8 protein-coding genes are annotated in these 11,773 nt (G+C 40.4%); all 8 read left to right on the top strand.

Translation table 11 applies throughout. The annotated features are described in order from the left end of the window. Positions 1-70: 70 nt before the first annotated feature. Entirely contained in the window at positions 71-1,177 is a 1,107-nt protein-coding gene (locus G6W41_RS00955) for a D-TA family PLP-dependent enzyme (protein WP_194170323.1), read from the top strand. A 1,204-nt stretch (positions 1,178-2,381) separates the two neighbouring features. Next, on the top strand, positions 2,382-3,113 hold the full coding sequence (locus G6W41_RS00950) for a phosphatidate cytidylyltransferase (protein WP_194170322.1): 732 nt from the start codon (positions 2,382-2,384) through the stop codon (positions 3,111-3,113). Further along, positions 3,095-4,204: a 1-deoxy-D-xylulose-5-phosphate reductoisomerase gene (gene dxr, locus G6W41_RS00945; RefSeq protein ID WP_194170321.1), complete on the top strand. Its 1,110-nt coding sequence runs from the start codon at positions 3,095-3,097 to the stop codon at positions 4,202-4,204. The genes G6W41_RS00950 and dxr overlap by 19 nt, the downstream gene beginning before the upstream one ends. Then, entirely contained in the window at positions 4,191-5,426 is a 1,236-nt protein-coding gene (locus G6W41_RS00940; RefSeq protein WP_149705055.1) for a uracil-xanthine permease family protein, read from the top strand. The genes dxr and G6W41_RS00940 overlap by 14 nt, the downstream gene beginning before the upstream one ends. Further along, on the top strand, positions 5,426-6,724 hold the full coding sequence (locus G6W41_RS00935) for a M99 family carboxypeptidase catalytic domain-containing protein (protein WP_194170320.1): 1,299 nt from the start codon (positions 5,426-5,428) through the stop codon (positions 6,722-6,724). The genes G6W41_RS00940 and G6W41_RS00935 overlap by 1 nt, the downstream gene beginning before the upstream one ends. Continuing rightward, on the top strand, positions 6,721-7,725 hold the full coding sequence (gene tsaD, locus G6W41_RS00930; protein WP_194170319.1) for a tRNA (adenosine(37)-N6)-threonylcarbamoyltransferase complex transferase subunit TsaD: 1,005 nt from the start codon (positions 6,721-6,723) through the stop codon (positions 7,723-7,725). Before G6W41_RS00935 ends, tsaD begins: the two co-directional genes overlap by 4 nt. 100 nt (positions 7,726-7,825) lie before the next feature. Continuing rightward, positions 7,826-9,907 carry a dynamin family protein gene (locus tag G6W41_RS00925; RefSeq protein WP_194170318.1) on the top strand — a complete coding sequence of 694 codons (2,082 nt, stop codon included), beginning with the start codon at positions 7,826-7,828 and terminating at the stop codon, positions 9,905-9,907. Then, on the top strand, positions 9,900-11,732 hold the full coding sequence (locus tag G6W41_RS00920; protein ID WP_194170317.1) for a dynamin family protein: 1,833 nt from the start codon (positions 9,900-9,902) through the stop codon (positions 11,730-11,732). The genes G6W41_RS00925 and G6W41_RS00920 overlap by 8 nt, the downstream gene beginning before the upstream one ends. Positions 11,733-11,773: the final 41 nt, after the last annotated feature.

The following is an 11,773-nucleotide window of genomic DNA, read 5'->3' as shown; positions in this document are numbered from 1 at the left end:
TTAAAGTGCCAAAAGCTATCCTTTTTTAAATAATTAGAGTTAAAATCTAAGAAAAAAGAAAGGATAGCTCATGAAAATCGCTGAAATAGATACTCCAGCACTGCTCATAGACAAAGATATAGTGCTAAAAAACTTAGACAAAATGCAAAAATATGCTGATAAATTTAACGTAAGCTTAAGACCACATACCAAAACACACAAGATGCCATACTTTGCAAAACTGCAAGTAGAGTGCGGCGCAAAGGGCATCACGGTGGCAAAGGTGGGCGAAGCTGAAGTGATGGCAAAAGAGGGGCTAAGCGACATTTTTATCGCAAATGAGATCGTCACAAGGCAGAAATTTGCTCGCATCATAGCCCTTGTAAGATCTGGCATTAAAGTGAGCTTTGGCGTCGATAGCGTGGGCGTTTTAAGGCTAATTAACGAGGTCTTTGGCGAGGCTGGCGAGATAGCTAGGCTGCTTGTCGAGATAGAAGTTGGCGAAAACCGCTCAGGCGTCATAGAAGAGGGCGATTTTAGAGCTTTGTTGAGCGCTTTTAAAGAGTGTAAAAACGTGGAATTTTGCGGTGTTTTCTCGCATGATGGCCACTCGTACAAGGCAAAAGATAAGCGTGAGTGTGAGCAAATTTTTAAAGTAGCGACTGCAAGAACGCTAAGATTTGCTGATATCGCGCGTGAGTTTGGGTATGAAAAAATTACTGTTAGCATAGGCTCTACGCCGTCGCTGATAAACGACTTTGAAATACCAAAAGGCGTTACGGAGCTGCGCCCTGGCACATATATATTTATGGATGCGTCGCAGGCAAATGCTTATGGAAGCTTTGATATGAACGCTGCTAGCGTGCTTGCCACGGTGATCTCAAGGCCGACCGCGACCCGCACGATCCTTGATGCTGGGGCAAAGGCGCTAACCAAAGAGAGGCGCTGCGAGGGCTTTTGCACGACGCCTGGCATGGGGCTCATCGCGGAGCATGAAGTGTGGATAGACAGCCTATTTGACGAGCATGCGATCATCTTAAATGAGAAATTTGCAAAAAGCGTGCGCGTGGGCGATCTTGTGCGCATCTATCCAAACCACATCTGTCCGGTGGTAAATTTGTATGACTACGCCTATCTCGTAAGTGGCGATGAGGTCTGCGAAAAGGTGCCAGTTTTAGCAAGAGGCAGGGTAGAATAGGGATATGGCAGATAAAATCTGCACTAAACAAATTTAAACCACTGCATGGATCGTAGTAAATTTATGCTTTTTGTAAATTTTAAAACTTCTTCACTCGCAAGAATTGGCTACTGATTTTAGGTCTCGCAAAGCTTACCACTAAAATCAGAGCCGAAATTACTCGCTCATGAAATTTTAAAATTTGCCTGACGATCACCTGATATGACAAAGCAAATTTATAAATTTTAAAACTTTACTCATTCGCCTTAGCAGACTACTAAATTTAGGCTGCACTTCGTTTAGTGCTAATTTTAGAGCTGTGATATGCTCGCTCATAAATTTTAAAATTTGCTATAAATTCTCTCACATAACCGCATGCAGTGCGCCAGCACCATTGCATGCACTTTGAACGTGCGAGGGGTTTGGGGGGATTTTAAAAGGGGGATAAGGGGACGGCTTTGCTTCGCAAGCTCGCAACTGCAAGCAGACCGTAACTCGAGTTCCCCTTGTCTCCCTTTTGATAAAAACTTTAAATTTCTAAAAAATATTTTTACAAATTTTAAAATTCCATTCACTCGCAAGAATTGACTATTAAAATTTGGCTTCGCTTACTGCTTAGTTCAAATTTTAGAGCCAAAATTACTCGTTCATGAAATTTTAAAATTTACTTGATACCTTACTTGATTTAATAAAGCAATTTTGCAAATTTTAAAATCTTACTCACCTGCCTTAGCAGACTACTAAATTTAGAGCAGTGATATGCTCGCTCATAAATTTTAAAATTTGTCAAACACTTGCCCTATAATAAAACGCATGCAGTGCTTTAGCACTGACGCATGCTACCTCTAACGTCGTAGGGGTTAGGGGATTGTTAAGGGGGAAGGGAGCGACTTCGTAATTCAAGCCTCTTCCCCCTTAACAAAGAAATAAACATTTAAATTTAATTAGGTTGCTTTGTAAATTTTAAAACTTTCATTCACTCGCAAGAATTGACTACTAAAATTTGGCTTCGCTTGCAGCTTAGCTCAAATTTTAGAGCCGAAATTACTCGTTCATGAAATTTTAAAATTTAATAAACCACATGAAAATATAAAACACTATCAAACATCCTTTCATGCTCGTATCAAATTTTAAAACACTTTTTAAACCAAATTTCACTCTTATAAACGCCGTCTAAATTTTAAGTGTTATAATTACGGCAAAATAACGATTTTAAGGAGAGTGTATGTCCTCACGCATTATCACTGGCGTTTTGATGTTTGTTGCTATTTTGATAGTTTTTTTTATAGATAATTATATTTTAAATTTTATTTTGCTTGGCGCTGTGCTTTACTTTGCCTTTAATGAGTCGCTCAAGCTTTATGGCATCGATCACAAACAGCTAGTTTATGCAGCACTCGCATTTTACGTGCTTACATATTTTACAAATCCGATCTTCATAGCGATCCTTGCGATCATGCTGGTAGCATCTATCCTTGCGCACATAAAAAGCGAAAATTTAAAGCTAGTCGCCCCTTTTGTCTATCCGACAACTCCTATCTTTATGATGTGGATGCTTTATTCAGAGTATGGTATGGGCTATCTTGCGTGGCTTATCTTAAGTGTCGTTGCAAGCGATAGTGGCGCATTTTTCGTTGGCAAAATGTTTGGTAAGCACCCGTTTAGCCCAAGCTCACCAAACAAAACCATCGAAGGCGCAGTTGGCGGCGTGGTAGTAGGCACCATAATTGGCTGCGTAGTTGGAAATTTCGTAACAGATGGATTTTTTCAAATTCTATTTTCAAGCTTTTTAGTCTGCGTCTTTGCGGTCTGGGGAGATCTCTTTGAGAGCTATCTAAAGAGACTTTGTGGTGTCAAAGACAGTGGTTCGCTTTTTCCAGGACACGGCGGCATGCTTGATAGGATAGATGGCTATTTATTTGGCGTTGTTGCGCTACTTTGGTCGCTATCGTGGTAATACTTGGCTCAACTGGCTCGATCGGTAAAAATACTCTAGCGCTCTGCGAGAAATTTAATGTAGAGGTTGAGGCGCTAAGCTGCGCTAAAAACGTAGCTTTGCTAAACGAGCAAATTTTAAAATTTAAGCCAAAATTTGTCTGCGTGGGCGATGAAAAGCTAGCTAAAAATGTAAAAAACATTGAGGCTAAAAACATCTTTTTTGGCGAGGCTGGACTGCTAGAAATGCTTGAAATTTCAAGCTCAAAAAAGGTAATAAACGCCCTTGTTGGCTTTGCTGGTCTTGCTCCTAGTCTAAAGACACAAGCGCTTGGCAAAAGGCTGGCACTTGCAAACAAAGAGAGCCTCGTAGTTGGCGGTAAATTTTTAAAAACAAGAGAAATTTTGCCCATTGATAGCGAGCATTTTGGGCTTAAATTTCTACTAGAAAATAAAACTACCCCAAGCAAGCTCATCATCACAGCAAGCGGTGGGGCATTTTATAAAAAACCTATCAAATTTCTAAAAGATGTCACGCCAAGCGACGCTTTGAAACATCCAAACTGGGATATGGGCGCAAAGATAACGATTGACAGTGCGACGATGACAAACAAACTTTTTGAGGTGATGGAGGCCTACTGGCTTTACGGCATAAAAGATATCGAGGCCGTGATAGAGCCAACCTCAGCCATCCACGCCGTGGTAGAGTTTATCGACGGCTCAAGCACGATGCATCTCTCACGCACAGATATGAAGCTAGCCATTTCGCACGCTATCTTTGAAAAAGTTGAGCAAAATATCGTCTCTCACGCAAATTTAATTGATCTAAAAAATATCAAATTTCATAAGATCAGCCTTAAAAAATATCCAGTCTTTTCGCTAAAAGATGAAGTCTTAGCTAGTCCTGATCTAGGTGTCGTCATAAACGCTGCAAACGAGGTTGGAGTATTTAGCTTTTTAGAGAAAAAATGCTCATTTTTAGATATCTCAAGGCTCATTTTGGGCTCATCTAAAAAATTTAAAGATATAAAAATTTCAAGTGTAGATGAAATTTATGAAGTTGATAAAGAGGTTAGAGAATACGCAAAAAGGATGCTAAATGCAAAGGTATGAGGGGTATAAATTTGATCTTAAGCAAAGCTTGATCGGTGTGCAGTTTTTATTTGTCGCCTTTGGCGCGCTGGTGCTTGTGCCAATACTTACGGGGCTTGATGCAAACGTAGCGCTCTTTACGGCAGGTCTTGGCACGCTACTTTTTCAGCTAATAACTAGAAAAAATGTCCCACCTATCTTTCTAGCAAGCTCGTTTGCCTTCATCGCTCCGCTTCAGTACGGCATCGAAAAATGGGGCATACCAGTGACGATGGGCGGCGTTATATTTGCTGGATTTTTCTATGTCGCGCTAAGTCTTGTGGTTCGCTTTGGCGGAGAGAAAATTTTGCATAAAATTTTGCCTCCAGTTGTCGTTGGTCCAGTCATCATGACCATAGGTCTGATACTAGCTCCAAATGCCGTTAAGATGGCTACTTCAGCTACCCAGACCTACACTCAAAACGTAGCGATGATAGTTGCAGCCACCTCGCTTATCGCTACTATCGTTGTCATGATGCTAGGACGCGGGATGTTTAGGCTCATACCGATCCTACTTGGCATCATCGCTGGCTACATCGTGGCTTACTGCTTTGGCATGGTTGATTTTAGCGCCATTGTAAGCGCCCCTTGGTTTAGAGTGCCAAGCTTTAGCGCACCAAAATTTGAACTTGAAGCGATTATCTACATGATACCTATCGCCATCGCCCCAGCGATCGAGCACATCGGCGATATGCTCGCTATCTCAAACGTCACAAAAGAGGATTTTTTGAAAAATCCAGGGCTTAAAAACACCCTTTTAGGCGACGGCCTAGCCACCTCGCTAGCTGCTGCCTTTGGTGGTCCGCCAAATACCACCTACTCAGAGGTCACAGGCGCAGTTAGCCTTACAAAAGCGTATAATCCAGCGATCATGACATTTGCAGCGATCACTGCTATCGTGCTAGCCTTTGTTGGCAAGCTTGGTGCGGTGCTCTCGACCATCCCAGCGCCAGTTATCGGCGGTATCATGCTGCTACTTTTTGGCATCATCGCAAGCGTTGGCATGGAGACGCTTATAAAAAACAGAGTCGATCTTGCTGATCCTAGAAATATGATAATCGTAGCCCTCATCTTCATCTTCGCCATCGGTGGCATGGTGCTTGACCTTGGAGCGGTTAAATTTTCAGGTATCGGACTTGGCGCGGTTACTGGTATAGTTTTAAATTTGCTTTTGCCAAAGACAAAGCATTACGAAGGATATTAATGCGTAAATTTAGACTTTTTTTAGCAGCTCTTGTAGCTGCAAGCCTTGCAAATGCAAGCGCACTGGACTATGCACTTATCAAAAAAGGTGAGCCAAGTAGCAATACTATGCTCTTAATCGGTGGCATACAAGGCGACGAGCCAGGCGGCTTTTTGGCTGCTTCTATCGTGGCGACTGATTATAACATCACAAAAGGCTCGCTTTGGGTTGTGCCAAATTTAAATTTTCCAAGCATCATCGAGCGAAGTCGCGGTACAAAGGGCGATATGAATAGAAAATTCGCCCACGTCGAAAAGGACGATCCAGACTACAACTCAGTGATGAAGATAAAGGACGTCATCACCGACAAAAACGTCACTCTCATCTTAAATTTACACGATGGCAGCGGATATTACAGAGATAAATTTATAAGCAAGGACGAAAATCCAGACAAATGGGGCAACACTTGTATCATCGACCAAAGCACACTACCAGGCTCAAAGTACCCAGAGCTTGAAAGTATCGCATCAAGCGTAAAAGACGTGCTAAATAAGCACCTCATAGACCCAAAACATCAGTATCACGTCAAAAATACGCACACAGCGATGGGTGACAAAGAGATGCTAAAAAGCCTCACCTACTACGCTATCACACAAAACAAGTCCGCCTTTGCAAACGAAGCTAGCAAAAATTTAAACGCCGAGCAAAGGACATATTATCACCTAGTAGCGATCGAAGAGTATATGAAAAAGGCTGGCATTAGCTTTACTAGGCCCTTTGAGCTTGATGTCAAAAGTGTGAAAAAGGCGATCGAAAAAGAGATCAGGCTTGAGCTATTTGACAGCTACGCTCTTAGCCTTAAAAATTTAAAGCCAGTGATAAGCTTCGTGCCATTTAAAAAGGGCGAGCTAAGCTACCACTCGCCAAATCCGCTAATCGCCGTCATAAAAGATAACGACACTTACAAAGTGCAGTATGGCAACCGCTCTGTCACAAGGCTAAAGCCGCAATACTTCGAGTTTGCAAAGCCGCTTGATAAAATTTCTCTCTTGAGCGATGGCAACGAGCAGGAGCTAAAAAGTGGTGATAAATTTAGCGTTAAAAAAAGTTTTAAAGTAAAAACTCTCAAAAACGTGCGCGTAAATGTCATAGGATATGGCACAAAAAGCGTTGATGAGAGCGAGCAAGAGATCGATAAAAACAGCCTAAACAAAAGCTACAGCATAGATAAAGATGGCAAAATTTACCGAGTTGAGTTTTATAAAAGCGAAAATGGCAAAGAGAAATTTGCTGGCATGATACTAGCGGAGTTTAGATGATACTTGGCATAGAAAGTAGCTGCGATGACAGCTCTGTCGCGCTCATAGATGAAGGCACGCTGGAGCAAATTTATTATAAAAAGATTTCACAAGAAGAGGAGCACGCTATCTTTGGTGGCGTGGTCCCAGAGCTTGCGGCTAGGCTTCACACAAAGGCGTTGCCAGCACTTTTAAATGATATCTTGCCAAATTTAAAAGATATAAACGCGATCGCCGTGACAAACGAGCCAGGGCTAAGCGTGAGTCTGATAGGCGGCGTCAGCATGGCAAAAGCGCTAAGCATCGCCCTAAATATCCCACTAATCGCCGTAAATCACCTGGTTGGTCACATCTACTCGCTATTTTTAGACCGCGAAGCCACCTTTCCGCTCGGCGTTTTGCTAGTTAGTGGCGGACATACGATGATTCTTGAGATTAGCGAAAATGGCGAGATTTTAGAGCTTGCAAGCACAAGCGATGATAGCTTTGGTGAGAGCTTTGACAAGGTGGCAAAGATGCTTGATCTTGGCTATCCAGGAGGCGTCGTCGTTCAGCAAAATGCACTTTTGTGTGAGGATAAAGATAGGTTTAAATTTACCGTCCCACTTCTTCACGACAAACGCCTTGAATACAGCTTTTCAGGCCTTAAAAACCAAGTCAGAGTTGAAATTTCAAAGCTTGAAACTATCACACAAAAAGATATCGCAGATATTTGCTACGCCTTTGAAAATACGGCCTGCGAGCACATTTTAAATAAGCTTGAAAAGGTTTTCAAGCTAAGAAATTTCAAGCGATTTGGCGTGGTTGGTGGAGCGAGTGCAAATTTAAATTTACGCAAAAGGCTTGAAACGCTTTGCCAAAAAAATGGGTGCAAACTTTTGCTAGCCCCACTTGCGTTTTGCTCTGATAATGCGCTGATGATAGCAAGAGCTGGACGTGAGAAATACTTAAAAAAAGAGTTTATAAACCATAGCGAGCTAACTATAAATCCAAGAGTTAGTTTTAAGAAGTTTGAAATTTAAAATTTAATTATAAAAAACATAAAATTCTCGTGCTTAAATTTTGATACCTTCATAAGTAAAAATTTAATAAAATCCTAAAATATCAACAAAAAGAGTCTTTATGGATGAGTTTTTAAAACAGGCTTGGCGTGCAAATAAAATTTATACAAATGCTGCTGCTAGCGTGCCATTTTACCCAGATCTGCTAGCTCTTCTTTTGGTTTGTGACGAGAGAAATTTAGATCAGTTTATGGCGCTTGATGAGTTTAGGCTGGTGCTAAAAAGGCTTAAGGTTGAGCTTGATATATTTAGCATACAAAGTGCACAGCTTGCGACTCTTAAAGTACTAAATGAGGCTAAAATTTCAAGTGATGAGATAGTAAAATACCTAGAAAAATTACGTGATGAAAAGATCATAGATGATGAGAAATTTGCCTTTTTAGAAAAGATCATAAGCAAAAACAAGGGCGCTAATGAGACCAAAATTTCTCATACCAAGCCAAAAGATCACTTCCATAAAAACTTAGACTTTTTAAATGAGATAAACGAAAAAGCAAGCTTGCTTGATAGCGATAAAACATTTTTAGAGGCGCTTATGGCAGCCAAAAAAAGATCAAACGAAACGCTTTTTAACATAGCTGCAAGTGGCGTCATAAACTCTGGCAAATCAACCCTTTTAAACGCCCTTTTAAACAAACCCGTCCTTGGTGCTTCAAACGTGCCAGAAACGATAAATTTAACCATTTTAAAATACTCCAAAGATAGCTTTGCAAGGGTAAATTTTTACAGCATTGATGAGCTTTTAGCACTTGGCATATCAAGTGAAAATTTACCAAGCAAAAGCGTAGATATCGGCATAGATGAGATAAAAAATTATACCTCTTCAAGCTCAAAAACAGCAAATCTTGTAAAAAGTGTCGAGCTTTATGACGATTTGGAGCTTTTAAAGGACAACGTCTGCATCATAGACACACCAGGCATCGATGATGCGGTGGTTTTAAGAGAGCAGATAACTACAAATTTTATGAGGGAGTGCGACCTTTTAGCCCACCTCATGAACGCCTCACAAAGTGCCACGCAAAAGGACGCTCTATTTTTAAAAAAATGCCTTGAAAACTCGCACATCGTAAGGCTTGCTGTGGTGCTAACTCACGCTGATGAGCTAAGTGCTAAAGAGCTAAATGAGACGCTAAACTACACTAAAAAAGCGATAGGCGAGCAGATAAATGGCGTTGAGATTGATTACTTTGCGCTTAGTGCAAAAAGCCACTTAGAAGGCGCTTCAAATAGCGGCGTAGAGGAGTTTAAGGACTATCTTTACGAGGTGCTTTTTGGCAAAAATTCTAAAAAATCAGCCCTTATCTTAAGCTCGTATCAAAAGGAGCTAAAAAATATCCTAAATAGCAAGCTTGAAGCCACTAAGGCTGAAATTTTGTCGCTCAAAGCTTATGAAGTGGAGCTTAAAAAGCTTCAAAATGAGCAGGCAAGCGTTAAAAACGCACTTAGTGAAAATTTCTTTAAACTTGAAAGTCTAACTCAAAATGAGCTTGCAAAGCTTGAAAGTAGCAACACCAAAAACATTTATAAAATGGGGCTTGAGACGCTTTTACAAAATCTAAATGACAAGGTAAAAAGTGAGATAGCTTACTGCAAAAGTAAAAAGCAAAGCTTAAATTTTGAGCGTCTAGAGCAAATAGCAAAAACGACACTTCGTGACGGTGTGATGGCACTTATGAGAGAGGCTAGAAACGAAACTTTAGTGCAAACAAGATCGTGCGAGCAAAATATCGCTTTAAATTTTGATGATTATGTGATGAGTAAAGATGAGGTTTTTAACATCAATGACTTTTTAGAGCAAATGGGCGTAAAGCTTGAATTTAAGGAGCTTTTAGCTGCATTTAGAGCGAAAATTTCAAGTGATGCAAGTGAAGCACTTTTAGGCTTAAAAGAGGGCTTGCTAAAAGATAAAAATATCTCTCAATTTTGTGAAATTTTAACTGATCATGAAAAAAACCGCCTTTTAAATCTCATAAAAACCTATGAAACCGCTCAAAAAGCCACGCTTGATAGGAGGCTAAAAGAGCTAGATCATGAGCTAGAAAATCTTAGCTCGCAAAATCAAAACTCACTTTTAAAACTAAAAGAGCAAAACGCCTTGCAAGATGAAATTTGCTCGCTTTTAGGGGAGCTAGAAAATGTTTAACGAGTTTATAAATGCCTATAAGGCGAGATATTTTAAGGTTTTTACAAGCGACTTTAAAGGTGAGCTAGCAAGGCTAGTAAATGAGCTAAATGACCCAAGTCTGCACGCAAGCGATGAGATAAAAGAGAGCCTAAATTTACTAATCGACACTCTAAATGAACCGCCTCTCATCGCCGTCATCGGGCAGTTTTCAAGTGGCAAATCAACATTTTTAAACGCTTTGCTTACTCAAAACATCTTGCCATCAGGTCTAACGCCTGTCACGGCAAAGGCTGTGCGGCTAAAATTTGCAAAGATGCCGCTTCTTAGCGTGAAATTTACAAACGGCAGCGAGAGCTTGCTAGCCAGCAGCGAGCTTGCCCAGCTAAACGCTATGAGCGAGCAGATAAAAAGCATGACACTTTATGCGCCAAGTGAAATTTTAAAAGAGGTAAATTTCATCGACACGCCAGGGCTAAACTCGCTAAGAGATGCCGACACAAAAGAGACCAAAAACACGCTAAAAAAGGTTTGTGGTGCGATCTGGCTAAGCCTTGCAAATAACGCAGCAAAGGCTAGCGAGCTTGAAAGCGTAGAAGAAATTTTAAAGACAAACGATCTAAAAGCGCTTTGCTTCATCAACCAAAAGGACAAGCTAAGCAAGGACGAGCTTGAAAGTCTGCTAAAGCATGCTAGGCAAACTTATGGCGAGCTTTTTGAAGATATCATCGCTATCTCGTCAAAGCAGGCGCTCAATGGCATCGCAAATGAAAACAAGAGCGAGCTTGAAAGCTCAAATTTTACTAAAGCACTAAGCGCGGTAAAAGAGACGTTTTTAAACGCGAACTTTAAAGAAAATTTCATAAAAGCAAGGGCGAAAAAGATAGTAAATTTTTTAATCGCTGAGCAAGAAAATCGCCTCAAAGTTTATAACGTAGCTGGTGAAATTTTAGATAAATTTAACGGCACGCTTGAAGAAAAACTAGAAGCGATAAAAGAGGAGTTTAAGCCTAAAATTGCCCTGCGATATAGCGATATGAGCGAGGCTATAAAGCTTGCAAGCGATGAAGTTTTTAAGCTGCTTAAGCCATTTTCTAGGACAAAATTTAACCCATCAAAGACGCTTTTAAACAAAGAAATTTATAAGCGCGAGAACTTTGAGATGATAAGCCTTGACACGGACGAGGTCTTTTCAAAGCTCATCTACGAAGATATCGTCTTTTCTAAATTTTTTAAACGCTACAAAAGAGATCTAAAAGAGCTTGAAAACGAGATCATATCGGCTTTTGATGAGCTTTATAAAAGCTTAGAAGATGAGTTTTTTATTTACAAATCTCGCTATGAGAGCTTTAATCCATTTGATGAGTTTGCCTCAAACTACGAGACAAAATCTATAAACACCTACGCTGGAAGAACCTATGAGAACTTCTTAAGAGAGTATGAAAATGCCAAATTTAAGGCGACGCAAAAGATATCGCTCTTTTTTGAAAAGCTTGACGTAAAGGTCGCATCAAACTACGAAAATGCGCTTAAGCTCGCGGTTTATTTTCTAAAGCAAAAGATAGAAAACTCGCTAAATTCGCACCTGCAAATGGGCACACCGCTTTACATCCCGAGCGCAAAAGAGGTTTTTGATCGCATGCTAAATGCCTTTAGCCTCTATGAATTTGACGATCTTATGTGCTCAAACAACTCTTTTTTAAATAAAACTTTGCTTGATATAAAGGCTGAGTTTAATGAAATTTACGCCCAAAAAATAGCGATGCTTGAACGCCTAAAAGCAAAACCAAAAGAGCAAATTTTAAAGCTAGAGAAGCTAAAAGAGAGTTCGGTGGTATTAAAGTGAAATTTGAACTCAAACCGCATGTGTGAGCGTCTAGCAAATTT

The sequence above is a fragment of the Campylobacter concisus genome (genome assembly GCF_015230035.1).
Lineage (GTDB): Bacteria > Campylobacterota > Campylobacteria > Campylobacterales > Campylobacteraceae > Campylobacter_A > Campylobacter_A concisus_BK.
The sequence above is the reverse complement of the archived record's forward strand: the minus strand, read 5'-3'. Positions and strand labels throughout refer to the sequence as shown.

Excerpts from the sequence above, each read along its gene's own strand:
- tsaD (WP_194170319.1), top strand. The coding sequence starts at position 6,721 with ATGATACTTGGCATAGAAAGTAGCTGCGATGACAGCTCTGTCGCGCTC.
- G6W41_RS00940 (WP_149705055.1), top strand. The coding sequence starts at position 4,191 with ATGCAAAGGTATGAGGGGTATAAATTTGATCTTAAGCAAAGCTTGATC.
- G6W41_RS00925 (WP_194170318.1), top strand. The coding sequence starts at position 7,826 with ATGGATGAGTTTTTAAAACAGGCTTGGCGTGCAAATAAAATTTATACA.
- G6W41_RS00950 (WP_194170322.1), top strand. The coding sequence starts at position 2,382 with ATGTCCTCACGCATTATCACTGGCGTTTTGATGTTTGTTGCTATTTTG.
- G6W41_RS00955 (WP_194170323.1), top strand. The coding sequence starts at position 71 with ATGAAAATCGCTGAAATAGATACTCCAGCACTGCTCATAGACAAAGAT.
- G6W41_RS00935 (WP_194170320.1), top strand. The coding sequence starts at position 5,426 with ATGCGTAAATTTAGACTTTTTTTAGCAGCTCTTGTAGCTGCAAGCCTT.
- G6W41_RS00920 (WP_194170317.1), top strand. The coding sequence starts at position 9,900 with ATGTTTAACGAGTTTATAAATGCCTATAAGGCGAGATATTTTAAGGTT.